This is a genomic window from Lutibaculum baratangense AMV1 (genome assembly GCF_000496075.1).
Classification (GTDB): domain Bacteria; phylum Pseudomonadota; class Alphaproteobacteria; order Rhizobiales; family Tepidamorphaceae; genus Lutibaculum; species Lutibaculum baratangense.
Window position 1 is genome coordinate 97804 of sequence record NZ_AWXZ01000031.1, and the last position, 15748, is coordinate 113551.

Annotated in this window: 13 protein-coding genes; 7 read left to right on the plus strand and 6 right to left on the minus strand. The window is 69.8% G+C overall.

Going from position 1 to position 15748, the window contains the following annotated elements; genetic code table 11:
- Positions 1-30 precede the first annotated feature (30 nt).
- From N177_RS11730 to N177_RS11745, 4 genes are all read left to right on the plus strand, one after another.
- Positions 31-1206 (plus strand): efflux RND transporter periplasmic adaptor subunit, encoded by a 1176-nt coding sequence (locus N177_RS11730; protein ID WP_051402355.1) that lies wholly within the window; start codon positions 31-33, stop codon positions 1204-1206.
- Complete coding sequence (locus N177_RS11735; RefSeq protein ID WP_023432551.1) at positions 1190-4342, plus strand: efflux RND transporter permease subunit; 3153 nt, start codon at positions 1190-1192, stop codon at positions 4340-4342. The genes N177_RS11730 and N177_RS11735 overlap by 17 nt, the downstream gene beginning before the upstream one ends.
- A gap of 586 nt (positions 4343-4928) precedes the next feature.
- The gene (locus N177_RS11740) at positions 4929-5639 is read left to right on the plus strand and encodes a L,D-transpeptidase (protein ID WP_051402356.1); all 711 of its coding nucleotides are present in this window, start codon (positions 4929-4931) and stop codon (positions 5637-5639) included.
- A 61-nt stretch (positions 5640-5700) separates the two neighbouring features.
- Complete coding sequence (locus N177_RS11745) at positions 5701-6603, plus strand: transglutaminase family protein (protein WP_040485663.1); 903 nt, start codon at positions 5701-5703, stop codon at positions 6601-6603.
- Between the two features lie 4 nt (positions 6604-6607).
- Here the strand turns inward: N177_RS11745 and N177_RS11750 are convergent, their stop codons facing one another.
- From N177_RS11750 to N177_RS11770, 5 genes are read right to left on the minus strand one after another with little or no spacing between them, the layout of a single operon-like run.
- Positions 6608-7582, minus strand: coding sequence for an oligopeptide/dipeptide ABC transporter ATP-binding protein (locus N177_RS11750; protein WP_023432554.1), 975 nt, complete (start codon positions 7580-7582; stop codon positions 6608-6610).
- Positions 7579-8379, minus strand: coding sequence for an ABC transporter ATP-binding protein (locus N177_RS11755; protein ID WP_023432555.1), 801 nt, complete (start codon positions 8377-8379; stop codon positions 7579-7581). Before N177_RS11755 ends, N177_RS11750 begins: the two co-directional genes overlap by 4 nt.
- On the minus strand, positions 8376-9227 hold the full coding sequence (locus tag N177_RS11760; protein ID WP_023432556.1) for an ABC transporter permease: 852 nt from the start codon (positions 9225-9227) through the stop codon (positions 8376-8378). The genes N177_RS11755 and N177_RS11760 overlap by 4 nt, the downstream gene beginning before the upstream one ends.
- Positions 9217-10176: an ABC transporter permease gene (locus tag N177_RS11765; RefSeq protein ID WP_023432557.1), complete on the minus strand. Its 960-nt coding sequence runs from the start codon at positions 10174-10176 to the stop codon at positions 9217-9219. The genes N177_RS11760 and N177_RS11765 overlap by 11 nt, the downstream gene beginning before the upstream one ends.
- 51 nt (positions 10177-10227) lie before the next feature.
- Positions 10228-11706 (minus strand): ABC transporter substrate-binding protein, encoded by a 1479-nt coding sequence (locus N177_RS11770; RefSeq protein WP_023432558.1) that lies wholly within the window; start codon positions 11704-11706, stop codon positions 10228-10230.
- Positions 11707-12015: 309 nt separating this feature from the next.
- Here N177_RS11770 and N177_RS11775 point away from each other — a divergent pair, with 309 nt between their 5' ends.
- The 3 genes from N177_RS11775 (at position 12016) to N177_RS11785 (ending at position 14740) form a co-directional block, all read left to right on the plus strand.
- Positions 12016-13032: a D-2-hydroxyacid dehydrogenase gene (locus N177_RS11775; RefSeq protein ID WP_244444275.1), complete on the plus strand. Its 1017-nt coding sequence runs from the start codon at positions 12016-12018 to the stop codon at positions 13030-13032.
- Positions 13033-13117: 85 nt separating this feature from the next.
- Complete coding sequence (locus N177_RS11780; RefSeq protein ID WP_023432560.1) at positions 13118-14077, plus strand: 2-hydroxyacid dehydrogenase; 960 nt, start codon at positions 13118-13120, stop codon at positions 14075-14077.
- Between the two features lie 6 nt (positions 14078-14083).
- A complete protein-coding gene (locus N177_RS11785) occupies positions 14084-14740 on the plus strand; it encodes a cation efflux transmembrane domain-containing protein (protein ID WP_023432561.1) in 657 nt (218 codons plus the stop codon).
- A gap of 37 nt (positions 14741-14777) precedes the next feature.
- Here the strand turns inward: N177_RS11785 and N177_RS11790 are convergent, their stop codons facing one another.
- Entirely contained in the window at positions 14778-15470 is a 693-nt protein-coding gene (locus tag N177_RS11790) for a GNAT family N-acetyltransferase (protein ID WP_023432562.1), read from the minus strand.
- Positions 15471-15748 lie beyond the last annotated feature (278 nt).

The window sequence follows — 15748 nt, forward strand, 5'->3', positions numbered from 1 at the left end:
GCCGCCGCAGCGCCCCGAGACCGAGATCACATGAGAACGAGCCGACAGCTCATCATCCTCCTGCTCGTCGCTTCGACAGCGGGCGCCGCATACTGGTGGCGCGACAGCCTGCCGCTCGACCAGGTGGTGGCCGCCACGTCGAGCGGCGGTGGCGCCCCTGCAGCAGACGGAGCACGGCCGCGCGGTCCGAGAGGTCCGAGCGAAACGACGGTGACCACCGCCGAAATCCGGCTGGGCCAGCGCAGCGACCGGGTCAGCGCGGTGGGCTCCGGCCGGGCGGTGCGAAGCCTCACGGTGGCGGCCCAGGTCGGCGGCATCGTCGGCGAGGTGGCCTTCCGGCCCGGCCAGCGCGTGGAGGCGAAGGACCCGCTCGTGGTGCTGGAGAACGAGGCGGAGCGCATCTCCGTGGACAGGGCGGCGGCGGCACGCGACCAGGCGAAGGCGACCGTGGACCGATACGAGGTGCTGGCCCGGACCTCGGCGGTGTCGACGGCCCAGCTCGAGCAGGCTCGGACCGACCTCGCCGTCGCCGAGGCGGATCTCGCCGCCGCGCGGCACGCCCTCGAACAGCGCACCATCCGGGCCCCCTTCGGCGGGATCATGGGGCTCACGACGCTCACTGCCGGCGACTACCTCGCCACCGGGGCGAGCATCGCCACGATCGACGACCGCTCGACGCTCGTCATCGAGTTCACGATTCCCGAGGCGGCCGCCGGCTCGGTCGAGCTCGGCCAACCCGTCAGGGCCGCCCTCGTCTCGCGCCCCGGCGACGTCTTCGCCGGCACGATCTCCGCGATCGACAGCCGGCTCGACCCCACCTCGCGCAGCCTGAGCGTCGAGGCGGAGGTGCCGAACGCGGACGGCCGGCTCATCCCGGGCTCGACCTTCAGCGTCGAGCTCCGCATCGAGGGCGGGGACGCTCCGGCCGTTCCGGGCCTGGCGATCCAGTGGGACCGCAACGGCGCCTATGTCTGGCGCCTGAAACCCGACCGGGCGGTCGAGCGCGTGTCGATCGCGATCCTGGAGCGCGGCGGCTCCGCGGTGCTCGTCGACGCGGAGCTGTCTCCCGGGGATCTCATCGTCCACGAAGGCGGCGACCAGGTCCGCACGGGCCAGACGGTGGCTCCCGTCGGGGACGCCGCGGCGGAGCAACCGACGGAACTGAGCGCAAGACAGGCGGGGGAAGTCGATGGCCGCATCCACTGACGGTCCGCCCCCGGGCGAGCTGGGCTGGGTCAGCGTCTTCATCCGCCGCCCCGTCCTCTCGACGGTCCTGAGCCTTCTCGTCATCGTCGCCGGCCTTGCCGCCCTGATGGCCGTCGAGGTTCGCGAACTGCCGAGCGTCGACCGCCCCGTCGTGACCGTGCGCACGACCTATACCGGCGCGACGCCGGAAGCGATCGACACGCAGGTGACGGCGATCATCGAGAGCGCCGCCTCGCAGGTGCCGGGCGTCGCGAACATCTCCTCGACTTCCTCCTACGGCTCGAGCCGCGTGGTGCTCGAGTTCACCGATTCCGTCGATCTCGACGTCGCCGCCTCCGACGTCCGCAATGCCGTCGCCGCCGTGGAGCGCCGGCTGCCGGACGCCGCCGAAGATCCCGTCGTCGTCAAGGCGGACGACGACGGCGAGGCGATCATGCGCATCGCGGTGTCCTCTGAGACGCTGTCCGAGGGCGAACTGTCGAACCTCATCGACGACATCATCGCCGACCGGCTCGCGTCCGTGGAGGGGGTGGCCGCCGTCAACAGCTACGGGCTGCGCAACAGGATCGTCGACGTGAAGCTCCTGCCGGTGAACCTCGCCGCGCGCGGCCTCACCGTGGAGGATGTCGAAAACGCTCTCTCCCGCGTGACGGTCACGGCACCCTCCGGTGCGCTGCGCAGCGAGAGCCAGGAGCTCCTCGTGCGCGCCCAGGCCCCGGTCACGACACCCGAGCAGGTAGGCGCGCTCTACCTCAACGAGCAGACACAGATCCGCGACATAGCTCTCGTCGACTGGGCCCTCGAGAGACCCTCCGGCTACACGCGCCTGAACGGCCGCTCCTCGGCGGGCCTCGAGATCATCCGCCAGGCCCAGTCGAACACGATCGCCATCTCCGAAGGCGTGAGGCAGGCGGTCGTCCAGCTCCGGCCTTCGTTGCCCGAAGGCGTGTCGATCGTCGTGACCTCCGACGACGCCGTCTTCATCAAGGGCGCGCTGCAGGAGGTCGTGTCGAGCCTCATCCTCGCGACGCTGATCGTGATCGCGGTGATCTTCCTGTTCCTGCGCTCTCCGCGCCTGACGCTCATCCCGGCCGTGACGATCCCCGTGTCGCTCCTCGGCACCATCGCGGCGATCTGGCTGTTCGGCTTCTCGGTCAACATCCTGACGCTGCTCGCGCTCGTTATGGCCACCGGCATGGTCGTGGACGACGCGATCGTCGTGCTCGAGAACATCGAGCGGTGGCGCTCGAAGGGGGTCGGGCGGCGCGCGGCCGCCCTGATCGGCACGCGCGAGATCGTTTTCGCCGTCCTTTCGACGACCGCGACGCTTGCCGCCGTCTTCATCCCGATTTCCTTCCTGCCGGGCCAGGCCGGCAAGCTCTTCGCCGAGTTCGGCTTCGTCCTCGCCTTTTCGGTGACGATCTCGTCGATGGTCGCCCTGACGCTGTGCCCGATGCTTGCGGCCCGCCTCGCGCCGGACCACGCGACGGCTCCGCGGCGCGGGATCGTGGCGCGCAGCTACGACCGGGTCGGCGGCGCCCTCGCCGCCGTCTACGCCCGCACGCTCGGCTGGTGCCTCGCCGCGCCGCTCATCACCGTTGCGCTGGCCCTCCTCTTCGCGACGGCGACGCTCGGCGTCTTCCGCTCGCTCCCCCAGGAACTGACGCCGCCGGAGGACCGCGGCGTCATCCTGATGATGCTCTTGACCCAGCAAGGCTCGAATCTCGATTATCTCAGCGGCAAGATGGCCGTCGTCGAGAGCGGCCTGCAGGAGCTCGTCGACAAGGGCGAGGTGACGAACGTGCTCTCCCTCGTCGGGCGCCGCTCGACGAACTCGGGCTTCATCGTGGCGACGCTCGCGGACTGGTCGGAGCGCGAGCGCAGCCAGCAGGAGATCCAGGCGGAGCTGCAGAGCCGCTTCTCGAAGATCCCGGGCCTCAACTTCCGGGCGATCTATCCCAACAGCCTCGGCATCCGCGGCGCCGGCCAGGGCCTCCGCTTCGCCGTCGCGGGACCCACGTACGCGGGCGCAGCCGACGCCGCCGACGCGATTTCGGCGCAGCTGGCGCAGAGCGGCACCTTCACGAGCGCCCGCCCGTCCTTCGACACCACCCAGCCCCAGCTCAGCGTCGTGATCGACCGCGAGGCCGCGACGGCGCTCGGCGTGTCCATCGACGCCGTGACGAAGCTCGTGAACGTGATGATCGACGACTACGACGCCGCCGATCTCTTCGTCGACGACGAGATCATCGACGTCGTGCTGTCGGCCGGCGCACGCCCCATCAACGATCCGACCGATATCGCGAACCTCTTCGTCAGGACCGGGGATGGGCGTTTCGTCAACCTCTCGTCGCTCGTGAAGGTCGAGGAGGTGGCGATCGCCCCGAACCTGTCGCGCGAGCAGAAGCGCCGCGCCGTGCCGATCACGGCGGCACTGGCGGAGGGCGTGGCCTTGGGCGACGCGGTTGCGGAGATGCGGCAGTCGGCGGCCGACGTGCTGCCGCCGGAGATGTCGATCATCCTGCTCGGCGAGGCGAGCGTGCTCGAACAGTCGAGCCAGAGCCTGTCGGTCGTGTTCGGCTTCGCGCTGCTGATCGTGCTTCTCGTGCTGGCCGCGCAGTTCGAGAGCGTCGTCAGCGCCGCGGTCATCATGATCACGGTGCCGTTCGGGATCGCAGCGGCCGTCTACGCCATGTGGTTCACCGGCGGCTCGCTGAACTACTACAGCGCCATCGGCCTCGTCCTGCTCGTCGGCATCATGGCGAAGAACGGCATCCTGATCGTGGAGTTCGCGAACCAGCGGCGCGACGAGGGTGTCGGTGTGCGCGACGCGATCACGGAAGCTGCAGTCACCCGGCTGCGCCCCGTCGTGATGACTGCCCTCTCGACCGTCCTGGGTGGGCTCCCGCTCGTCTTCGCCTTCGGCGCAGGCGCGGAGGCGCGCGAGGCGCTCGGCTGGATCGTGATCGGCGGCCTCGGCTTCGCGACGATCTTCACGCTCTACCTGACGCCCGTCGCGTTCCTGATGCTCGCTCCCTTCAGCAAGCCTCGCGCGACCCAGGAGCGGGCGCTCGTCGAGGAGCTCGCGCGGGCGCGCACGCTCGTTTCCGGAGACGGCCGGATGCCCGCGGAGTAGCGTGCCGAAGACACTGTGTGCGGTGCGTCACACTGATGGGAATGTGAACGTCCGCGATCCGCCTGTGGGAACCGGGAGCGCCCCCTCTGCATCTATACTCCACCTGCGTGGGCGCTACGGAGCGCCGGTGGCACGTTTCGGCGGAGCGCGTGAGCGAAATGCAGAGAACGGCGCACATGATACGGCAATGGGTGGCGGGCCTCGCCTGCCTCGCCATCGCCTGTCTTGCGCTCGCTCCAGCGCCCCAGCTGGTGGTCGCCGGAAAGGCGCCGGTAGAGGCGACGTCGTCGCCGACCGACCTCCCCGCCGGCACCGGAGAACGCTGCCAGGCTGCGAAATGCGCGATGCTGCTGCCGGCCGCAGGGTCGCCGATCGGGGGCGGAAGCCATGCCGGCGGGAGCGCGTACGAGTCCCAACCCGACGATCGGGCCCCGAACGGACGGCGCGCCGGGGACGACCCTCCCCCGCCACGGCGGGCGCCGATGCAGACCTGAGCGGCCTCCGCGCCGAATCCAAAGTAACACGAGTGAAGATCGGCGGCGGCGATCACGACCGCACCGCTGACTTTCGGAGCAGTTCGCGAGACATGACACACAACCCCGAGAACAATGGCCGTGGTGGCCTGACACGTCGCGGCCTCGTCGCCGGCCTTCCGCTGTTTCTGGCGGCCTGCAACAGCGGCGCCCGTCCCGATCCACTGGCCGTCCGTCCCGAGATGCCGGCGATGGACATTCCGGCCCGCTACGTCAGCATGTACGGGCCGATGCCGAACGAGCAGTTCCCCGTCCCGCGCATTGATCTCCGCCAGATCGACCCACGCTACTGGCGACGGGAGGTCCCGGATCCCACGGGCGAGGCGCCCGGCACGATCATCGTCGATACGTCCGGGCCGTTCCTCTACCACGTGCAGACCGGCGGGCGCGCGATGCGCTACGGCGTCGGCGTCGGCCGGCAGGGCTTCGAGTGGGCCGGACGCGCGACGATCCAGGACAAGAAGCCCTGGCCCACCTGGACGCCGCCGGCGAGCATGATCGAGCGCCAGCCGGAGCTCGAGAAGTACCGCAACGGCCAGGATCCGGGCCTCGACAACCCGCTGGGCGCCCGCGCGCTCTACCTCTTCCAGAACGGCCGTGACACGCTCTACCGCATCCACGGCACGAACGAGCCGTGGTCGATCGGCAAGTCGATGTCGTCGGGCTGCATCCGGCTCCTGAACCAGGACATCATCCACCTCTACGACAACACGACGATCGGCACGCCCGTCCTCGTGAAGCAGGGCAACACCGGCTGGGCCTGATCCCGGCGAACCGGAGGGGGTGCGAGCACGTTGTCGGGTATTCCAATCCCGGCGGCATGACATGCACCTCCTCCGAGTGACCCATCGCACCACCTATCGCTACGCGCGGCCCGTCGCCTTCGGCGACCACCGCATGATGTCGCGTCCACGCGACAGCCACGACCTCCGGCTCAGGGAGACGTGGCTGACGGTGAGCCCGGCCGCCGAGACGAAGTGGATGCACGACGTCTTCGGCAACTCGGTCGCCCACCTGCACTTCACCGAGCCGGGCGACACGCTCGAGATCGTGTCGGAGTTCCTGGCCGAGCACTACTCGATCGCGCGCGACGCGATCGAGCTCGACCGCCACGCCGAGACCTATCCGTTCTCCTATTCGGCGGACGAGGTAGTCGATCTCGGCCGGACGCGCGAGCGCCATTACGACGATCCCGACCATGTCGTCGACGAGTGGGCGCGCAGCTTCATCGACGTGACGCCCGACCGGCAGACGCTGCCGATGCTCGAGGCGATGTGCATGGCCGTGAAGCGCGACTTCGGCTACGCCCGGCGCGAGGACGAGGGCACCCAGGATCCCGGCGAGACGCTGCGGACGAAGGCCGGGAGCTGTCGCGACTTCGCCCTTCTCATGATGGAGGCCTGCCGCAGCCTCGGCCTCGCGGCGCAGTTCGTCACGGGCTATCTCTACGACGACGCGCTCGTGGGCGGTGGCGAGGGCCTCGTGGGCGGCGGCGAGACGCATGCGTGGCTGCAGGTCTTCCTGCCGGGGGCCGGCTGGGTCGAGTTCGACCCCACGAACGGCATCATCGGCGGCCGCAACCTGATCCGCGTCGGCATAGCCCGCGATCCTTCGCAGGCTTCGCCCCTGAGCGGATCCTACGAGGGTGCCGCCGAGGATTTCCTCGGCATGGACGTCGAGGTGACGGTCGCCGCTGAGGGGCCGGACGACCAGCGCGACGCGGCCTGAAGCCTCACAGCGGATGAAAGCACGCCGCCTGCCGCCCGGCTTCGACCGGCGCGAGCGGCGGCTCGGCTTCGCGGCAGTCGGCCTGCACGCGCGGGCACCGCGGCGCGAACGGACAGCCGCCTCGCGGCAGCTCCGGGCGGGCCTCGGTTCTCGCATGCCGTGCCTTTCGCCGCCGCGCGGGATCGGGCAGCGGCACCGCCGACATGAGGAGCGAAGTGTAGGGATGGGCGGGCGCCGCGAACACCGCGTCCGTGGGCCCCGTCTCGACGATGCGGCCCTGATACATCACCGCGACCCGCCGCGTGACGTTGCGCACGACGCTGAGGTCGTGGCTGATGAAGAGGAAGGTCACGCCCCTCGCCTCCTCGAGCTGGCGCATCAGCCGCAGCACCTGCGCCTGAACCGACACGTCGAGGGCCGAGACGGGCTCGTCCGCGACGATCAGGTCGGGCGCGGTGATGAGCGCGCGCGCGATCGCGATCCGCTGCCGCTGACCGCCCGAGAACTCGTGCGGGTAGCGCGCTGCATGTTCGGGCTCCAGCCCCACCGCCTCGAGCGTCTCCGTCACGAGGCGTCGCCGCTCCGCCCGTGACGAAGGCCCAGGCAGCGCCGCCAGCGGCTCCGCGATGCTCCACCCGACGGTGCGGCGCGGGTCGAGCGACCCGTAGGGGTCCTGGAAAACCATCTGCATGTGCCGCCGCGCCGCGGCGAGCGCCGCCCTCCCCGCGCCGAGATCCACCCCCGCGACCTCGATGCGGCCGGCGGTCGGCCGGTCGAGCCCCATCACGAGGCGTGCGAAGGTTGATTTGCCGGACCCGGACTCGCCGATCAGGCCGACGCTCTCGCCCCGCTCGATCGACAGCGAAACCCCGTGCAGCGCCCGGAAGACACGGCCAGGCCCGAGCAGCGACCGCCGCGGCAGCGCGAAGTCGCGCACGACGTTCTGAGCCCTCACGAGCGGCGGCATGTCGGGCGTCACGTCCCCCCTCCCCGCCGGCCCATAAGGTCGCGAGACGGCATCGCCTCGAACAGCGCGCGCGTATAGGGATGGGCCATCTCGCGGAACACCTGCTCGGTCGGCCCCTCCTCGAGGATCTCCCCCGCCCGCATCACGTACATCCGGTCCGTCGTCTCGGCGATCACGCCGAGATCGTGGCTGATCATGAGAAGCGCCATCCCGCTTTCGGCAGTCACCGCGCAGAGGAGGTCGAGGATCTGTGCCTGGATCGTCACGTCGAGCGCGGTCGTCGGCTCGTCGGCGATCAGAAGCTCGGGGCCGCAGGACAAGGCCATCGCGACGACGACGCGCTGGCGCTGACCGCCCGAGAGCTGGTGCGGATAGAGACCGAGAGAAAAGCGGTCTTCGGGCATCCCGACCTTCTCCAGCATCTCCCGCGCGCGGTCACGTGCGGCCCGGCGCGAGAGGCCGAAATGCCAGCGCGGCCCCTCCGCCACCTGCTCGCCGATCGTCCGCACGGGGTCGAGCGCCGTCATCGGCTCCTGGAAGACCATGGCGATGCGCCGGCCGCGGATGCGGCTCATCTCGCGGTCGCCCTGGCCGATGAGCTCGCGGCCGTCGAACCTGACGCTGCCGCGCCGCCACATGCCGTCCGGCTCGAGCCCCATGAGGGCGAGCGCCAGCATCGACTTGCCGGAGCCCGATTCCCCCACGAGCCCCACCGCCTCGCCGCGGCCGATCCTGAGGTCGACGCCGCGCAGGATCTCCATCTCGCCCAGCCCGAGCTCGAGCCCCCGTATGTCGACGAGCGGGCTCATCCGACGCGGGTCCTCAGCCGCGGGTCGAGAAGGTCGCGGAGCCCGTCTCCCAGGAGGTTCAGGCCGAGCACGGTCAGCACGATGGCGAGGCCGGGAAAGACGACGAGATGGGGCGCCACCGCCACCAGTGTCTGCGCCTCGTTCAGCATCTTGCCCCAGGAGGGAGCCGGCGGCTGGGCGCCGAGGCCGAGATAGGAGAGCGCCGCCTCGCCGAGGATCGCCAGCGCGAACTGGATCGTCGCCTGCACGATCAGGACGGCCGCGATGTTCGGCAGGACGTGCTCGACGGCGATGCGCGCGCGCCCCTTGCCCGCGGCCCGCGCCGCCAGGATGAAGTCGCGCCGCCAGACCGGCAGGGAGGCGCCGCGCGTGACGCGTGCGAAGACCGGGATGTTGAAGATGCCGATCGCGATGATCGCGTTCACGCTGCCGGGTCCGAGAAGCGCCGTGATCATCACCGCCGAGAGGATGAAGGGAAAGGCGAAGGTGAAGTCGGCGAAGCGCATGATCGCCTCGTCGGCGAGGCCCCGCGTCGCCGCCGCCATGCTGCCGAGCGGCACGCCGATGCCGATCCCGATGCCCACGGCGACGAGCGCCACGAGCACCGAGTTGTGGCTGCCCGCCATGATCATCGACAGGACGTCGCGCCCGTAGAGATCGGTGCCGAGCCAGTGGGCCCGCGACGGGCCCTGCAGGCGGTCGGCCATGTTCATCGCCACCGGGTCGTAGGGCGTCCAGGCGAGCGCGACGAGCGCCACGGCGAGGAACGTCGCGGTCATCGCGAGCCCGATCACGAGGCCTGCCGACGCCCCGCTTCCCGCCCCCGCGGCCGCGGCGTCAGTCGACATCACCGCTCCCCGTCCTCAAGCGCGGGTCGATGGCGAGATAGGCGAGGTCGACGAGGAAGTTCACGACGACGACGGCCGCCGCGATCAGAACGACGAGCGACTGCACCACGATCAGGTCGCGCTGTGCGATCGCCTGGAAGAGGAGCCGCCCGATGCCCGGCAGGTAGAACACGTTCTCGATGACGATCGTGCCCGCCAGCAGGAACGAGAACTGCAGGCCGAGGATCGTGACGACGGGGATGAGCGCGTTCGGCACCGCGTGCCGCCACAGGGCCGCCCGCCGCGTCAGCCCCTTTGCCCGTGCCGTCCGCACGTGGTCCTCGCCGAGCGTCTCGAGCACCGCCGAGCGCGTCACCCGCGTCAGGATCGCCGCCTGGGGCAACGCCAGCGCGACACTCGGCAGCACCAGTGCCTTCAGGGAGGGCCGGAGCCCAGCCTCCCACCCGGGAAACCCGCCGGCCGGGAAGATGCCCATCCCGACCGCGAAGACGAGGACGAGCAGCATCGCGAGCCAGAAGTTCGGCACCGCCACGCCGAGCTGCGCGGCGGCCGAGATGCCGAGATCTCCCGCACGTCCCCGCCGGCTCGCCGCCACGACCCCGCAGGGTATCGCGATGGCGGTGGAGAGCAGGATCGCGAAGACGGCGAGCGGCAGGCTCACCGACAGCCGCTCCGCCACGAGCTGCGAGACGGGGACCGCGTAGGTGTAGGACGTGCCGAAATCGCCGATGAGGACCCCGCCGGTCCAGGCGAGATATTGGGCGACGAAAGACCGGTCGAGGCCCATCTGCTGGCGCAGCGCGAGGAGTGTGTCTTCCCGCGCGCCGGTGCCGAGAATGATCGCGGCGGGATCGCCGGGCAGCACCCGCATCACGGTGAACACGACGAGCGACGTCGCAAGGAGCGTCAGCACGAAGGCGACGAGCCGCTTGGCGATGAGGACGCTCATGGGGTCATGGCCCGCATATCGCCAATCCGGGAGCCCCGGGCGCCTGCGGCGTCATTCCCGCCAGCGCACCTCCGTCAGGTCGTTCGCCTGTATGGGGGTGTTCCGCCACAGGCCTTCCACCGCTGCGTTCCAGACCCCGATCTTCGGCAGCTGGTAGAGGAAGCCGTTCACCGCGTCCTCGGCGAGGATGCGCTGCGCCTCCGCCATCAGCTCATGGCGCCGACCCTCGTCCGCCTCCGCCGAGAGCTCCTCCATCACCCCGTCGAACTCGGCACTGTCGTAGCCGAAATAGTAGTCGTCGCGGGCATAGATGCCGATGTCCATCGGCTCGGTGTGCGCGATGACCGTCATGTCGTAGTCGGCCCCCTTGAACACCTGCTCGAGCCACTGCGCCCATTCGACCGGCACGATCTCGACCGTGATGCCGACCTGCGCGAGCTGCTGTTGGATGATCTCGCCGGCCCGGCGTGCATAGTTCGGCGGCGGCAACTTGAGCGTCGCCTCGAACCCCTCGGCGTACCCGGCCTCCCGGAGCAGGGCCTTGGCCTTCTCCACGTCGTGCGGATAGGTGCCCGTCAGATCGACATAGGCCGGGTGCACAGGCGAGAAGTGGGAGCCGATCGGGGTGCCGTAGTCGAAGTCCGCCTGGATAATCGCGTCCCGGTTGAGCGCGTGCGAGATCGCCTGGCGCACCTTGAGGTTCGAGAAGGGCTCGCGGGCGTTGTTCATGGCGAGGATCGTCTCGCCCTCGGTCACGCCGATCTCGACGGTGAACCTCGGATCCGCCTCGAACTGCGGCACGAGCTCGGGGGCCGGCAGGTTCGCGAAGGCGTCGATGTCGCCGGCCAGCAGCGCGGCCGCGGCGGCGGCCGAATCGGGGATGAACTTGAACGTCGCCCGCGCCAGTGCCGGCGCCTCGCCCCAGTAATCTTCGAAGCGCGTCAGCTCCACCCGGTCGCCCGCCACCCGTCGCTCGAACCTGAAGGGCCCCGTGCCCACTGGAGCCGACCGGTTGGCGTCGGCACTCTCCGGAGCGACGATCACCGCATCGCCCCAGCCGAGATCGAACAGGAAGCTGCCGGTCGGCCGCCTCAGCGTGACCTTCACCGTTCGCGGATCGAGAGCCTCCACGGCCTCGATCGGCTCGAAGATCTGCTTCTGCGCGTTGACGGAACCCTCCGCCATCGCGCGCTCGAAGGAGAAGACCACGTCCTCGGCGTCGAATTGCGTGCCGTCGTGGAAGCTGACACCCTCCCGCAGGTGGAACGTGTAGACGGTGCCGTCCTCCGTCACGTCCCAGCTCGCCGCCAGGGCCGGCTGCACCGCGCCCGCGGCGTCGATGCGCGTCAGCCCCTCGAAGACGTTGGCGTAGACGACCTCGTCGGTGGCGGCGGCGGCCGTCGCCGTCGGGTCGAGATGCGGAGGCTCGAGCGTCATTCCCATCGTCAGCGTGTCCTTCGCCGCCAGCGCCGGAGCAGCGAGGAAAGGCAGAGCGGCGAGGATCGCGGCGATCCGGAAGATCAACGTCATGAGAGGCTGCTCCAAACGCGGGACTCGAGGCGCCGTGCGAGAGAGTAACAGAACGTGACGCGAGGCCAACGGACGCGGCAGGCCGCGACGCCCAGTCACCGCACTGCCGGAGCGCGCGAGCCCACGTGCGAGGCTGTGCTGGTATACCACTGGCGGCGGGAGATCATTTGCGCCATTCTCTCCCTCGCCGGCGGCGGCGCCCGAAGGGGAGCCCGTCGGCCGAGCGTGTGGCGCGGCGGCTGCCGGTTCGGCGGCATGCGCCGCGGGGGAGCAACACCATCTCCGCGTGACCGTGGCAGGCGGGCGAGGATGGCAACAACGGTGCGGGCAGAGACCCGCCGGGACATGCAGGACCAGCTCATGAAGAAGATCGTCTTTCTCGACCGCGCCACGATCGCGCCGCAGATCAACCTGCGGCCGCCGAGCTTCGAGCATGAGCTGGTGGAGCACCAGCAGACGGCGCCCGACCAGGTCGTGGAGCGGCTGAAGGGCGCCGAGATCGCCATCATCAACAAGGTGAAGCTGACGGCCGAGGCCCTGGCCGAGCTTCCCGACCTGAAGCTGATCGCCGTCGCCGCGACCGGCACGGACTGCGTCGACAAGACCTACTGCCAGGAGCACGACATCGCGATCTCGAACATCCGCGGCTATGCGCTCGCCACGGTGCCCGAGCACACCTTCGCGCTGATCCTCGCCCTCCGGCGCTCGATCGTGCCGTTCCGACAGGACGTGCTCGACGGCGAGTGGCAGAAGGCGAACCAGTTCTGCTTCTTCAACCACCCGATCCGCGACCTGCGCGGCGCGAGGCTCGGCATCATCGGCGAGGGCGTCCTCGGCCAAGGCGTCGCCGAGATCGCCCGCGGCTTCGGCATGCACACGATGTTCGCGGCGCACAAGGGCGTGTCGGGCCTCGGGCCCCTCTACACGCCGTGGGACGAGGTGATCGAGACGGCCGACGTCATCACGCTGCACAGCCCGCTCACGCCCGCCACGAAGGGCATGATCGGCATGCCGGAGTTCCGGCGGATGAAGAAGAAGCCGCTGATCGTCAACACGGCGCGCGGCGGGCTCGTCGTCGAGGAGGACATCGAGCAGGCGCTCGACGAGGATCTGATCTCCGGCGTGGGCTTCGACGTGGCCGCGGTCGAGCCGCCGCCGATGGACCATCCCCTGATGAGGATCGCCAACCGGCCCAACGTCATCATCACGCCGCACGTCGCCTGGGCGTCGGACGAGGCGCAGCAGACGCTCGCCGACCAGCTCGTCGACAACATCGAGAACTTCGTGCGCGGCGAGCCGACGAACCTCGTGAAGGGCGCCTTCTAGCCCCCGGCCTCCACTCGCGCTATCCCTCTGCTCCCGGCGTCCGGCAAGGGCGGAGGGAATGGCCAAGCGAACAGGAGATGCCGGCATGGGCAAGCCCGAGATCATCGTCACCGGTCCGATGATGAAGACCGTCTTCCAGCAGCTCGACGGCAGCTACGTACTGCACCGGCTGTGGGAGGCGGACGAGGACGCGCTCATCGCCGAGCACGGCGAGAAGATCGTGGCGATCGCCACGGCCGGCAAGCGGCCGGTCGACGCCACCTTCATGCAGCGCCTGCCGAACCTCAAGCTCGTCGCGAATTTCGGCGTGGGCTACGATTCGGTCGACGCGAAGTGGGCGGGCGAGAACGGGATCCTCGTGTCGAACACGCCCGACGTGCTGACCGACGAGGTGGCCGACACGGCCGTGGGCCTCATCCTCATGACGCTGCGCCAGCTCGGCGAGGCGGAGCGCTACCTCCGTGCCGGCCGGTGGGAGAAGGAAGGCCCCTTCCCCCTGACGAAGGCCACGATGCGCGATCGCCGCATCGGCATCGTCGGGCTCGGGCGGATCGGCAAGGCCGTGGCGAAGCGGCTCGACGCCTTCCGCACGCCGATCTCGTATTTCGGACGGACCGAGCAGAAGGACGTGCCCTACCGCTACTACTCGAAGCTCGCCGACATGGCCCGTGACGTCGACGTTCTCGTGAACGTCGCGCCGGGCGGCCTCGCGACGCGCCACATGATCGATGCGAAGGTGCTGGACGAGCTCGGCCCCGACGGCGTGCTGATCAATATCGGCCGCGGCACGACGGTCGACGAGCAGGCTCTGATCGCGGCCCTCAGGGAGGGGCGGATCCTCAGCGCCGGCCTCGACGTCTACGAGGACGAGCCGCGCGTGCCGCGCGAGCTGATCGAGATGGAGCACGTGACGCTGCTGCCTCATGTCGCGTCGGCATCGATGTTCACCCGGAACAAGATGGCCCAGCTCGTCGTCGACAACATCAGGAGCTATTTCGACACCGGCCGTCCCGTGACGCCCGTTCCGGAGACGCCGGTCCGGTAGGCGATCATGGTCTCGAACGGAACGACGAACGGTCTCGATCCGCTGGGCGGAAAGCCCGGCGGGCCGATCGACCGCGACAGCGAGCTTTACGTGCCGGCTTCGCCGGCCGAAGGAGCGGTGCTGCGCCAGGCTGCGAGCCTCAGCCTCGGCCTCGCGATCCTGCAGGCGCTCGCGGGCTTCGCGACCGGCTCCGTCGCGCTCGTGGCGCTCGCCGTCGATTCCCTCCGCGACGGTGCCGCCGCAGGCGTGGCCGTCATCCTGCGCAGCGGCTCGCGGGGCGTCTACCGCGCCGCGGCATCCCTCGTGGCGATCATCGCCGCGGTCATGTTCCTCTGGGTCGTCGCCGCGCCCCTCACGGGACTCGGCGGTGCACGCCTGCCGAACCCGTGGGTGATGGTCGGCGTCGCGCTCGTCTCGCTGTGCATCAACGTCTTCGTCGCCTTCCGGCTGCGCCGGATCGCGGCTGCCGGAGACGAGCGGCGCTGGGTCTTCCGTCAGGCGCGGTGGGATTTCGTCGCCGATCTCGGCGTCGTCATCGCCGCCCTCGCGGTATCCGACTTCGCGGCGCGGTGGCCCGACAGGCTCGCCGGCATCCTCATCGCCCTGTTCAGCCTGTGGGGCGTCGCGAAGCTGCTGCGCAGTCTATGGCGGGCGGAGAGCTGAGGCTCCGGCACGCCGGGCCTCACCGTGGGTGGTTCTGTCAGCTCTGCCAGACCATCAGGCGGGAGCGCTGCTGGCCTTCGGCGTCGAAGTTCTGCGGCGAGAGCCACGCCTCCAGCGCCTGCTTCACCTGGGGCCACTCGTCGTCGGTGATCGAGAACCAGGCGGTGTCGCGGTTGCGCCCCTTGACGACCATGTGCTTGCGGAACGTGCCCTCGTACCGGAAGCCGAGGCGCTCCGCCGCGCGCATCGAGGCCTCGTTCTCCGCGTTGCACTTCCATTCGTAGCGGCGATAGCCGAGCTCTTCGAACACGCGCCGCATCAGCAGGTACTGCGCCTCGGTCGCCTGCACCGTCCGCTGCAGCGCGGGGCCGTAGCAGAGGTGCCCCACCTCGATCACGCCGTGTTCGGGCACGATGCGCATCAGGGCGGCCACGCCCGTCGGCCGCTCGGTCGCCTTGTCGACGATGGCGTGGAAGAACGGGTCGCGCCCCACCATCGTCCGCCGCGCGTGCGTGACGTAGGAGGTGAGGTCCGGGAATGGCCCGTAGGCGAGGTAGTCCCAGATATGACCTTCCGCGTCGGACTGGAACGCGTCGAAGAGGTGGCGGGCATGGCGCGCCACGTCGAAGGCCTCCAGCCTGACGGTGCGGCCCTCGATCGGGTCGCGCGGGGGCCGCGGGCGGGGCTCGAAGGCGGGGTCGACGTTTTCCGCCGGCAAGGGTTCGGACATGTACTGGGGTCGCATTTTTCTACCTGACTTGCGGCACCATGCTGCGCGGCCGCTCCGGAGACAAGACATCCATCGCGGGAGAAGCGAACTCCGGGCCCGGTTCGGCACGTCCGCCTTTCGCGATCGTGTCCGTTGCGCGCACTCGGGAGACCGAGACATGTCGCCCCTGCGGTTAACAAAGCACTTCGCGGGCGCTTAATGTTGAACATGAAGAACGCACCGTTACCTGAACGCAACGAGGTGTTTGCCGCCAACGGCTCGCGTTCGGCCTTAACGTG

Coding starts and splice junctions, on each gene's coding strand:
- N177_RS11730 (WP_051402355.1), top strand. CDS start 31: ATGAGAACGAGCCGACAGCTCATCATCCTCCTGCTCGTCGCTTCGACA.
- N177_RS11755 (WP_023432555.1), bottom strand. CDS start 8,379: ATGAGCCCGCTCGTCGACATACGGGGGCTCGAGCTCGGGCTGGGCGAG.
- N177_RS11745 (WP_040485663.1), top strand. CDS start 5,701: ATGCACCTCCTCCGAGTGACCCATCGCACCACCTATCGCTACGCGCGG.
- N177_RS11735 (WP_023432551.1), top strand. CDS start 1,190: ATGGCCGCATCCACTGACGGTCCGCCCCCGGGCGAGCTGGGCTGGGTC.
- N177_RS11760 (WP_023432556.1), bottom strand. CDS start 9,227: ATGTCGACTGACGCCGCGGCCGCGGGGGCGGGAAGCGGGGCGTCGGCA.
- N177_RS11790 (WP_023432562.1), bottom strand. CDS start 15,470: ATGTCCGAACCCTTGCCGGCGGAAAACGTCGACCCCGCCTTCGAGCCC.
- N177_RS11780 (WP_023432560.1), top strand. CDS start 13,118: ATGGGCAAGCCCGAGATCATCGTCACCGGTCCGATGATGAAGACCGTC.
- N177_RS11765 (WP_023432557.1), bottom strand. CDS start 10,176: ATGAGCGTCCTCATCGCCAAGCGGCTCGTCGCCTTCGTGCTGACGCTC.
- N177_RS11775 (WP_244444275.1), top strand. CDS start 12,016: ATGGCAACAACGGTGCGGGCAGAGACCCGCCGGGACATGCAGGACCAG.
- N177_RS11785 (WP_023432561.1), top strand. CDS start 14,084: ATGGTCTCGAACGGAACGACGAACGGTCTCGATCCGCTGGGCGGAAAG.
- N177_RS11740 (WP_051402356.1), top strand. CDS start 4,929: ATGACACACAACCCCGAGAACAATGGCCGTGGTGGCCTGACACGTCGC.
- N177_RS11770 (WP_023432558.1), bottom strand. CDS start 11,706: ATGACGTTGATCTTCCGGATCGCCGCGATCCTCGCCGCTCTGCCTTTC.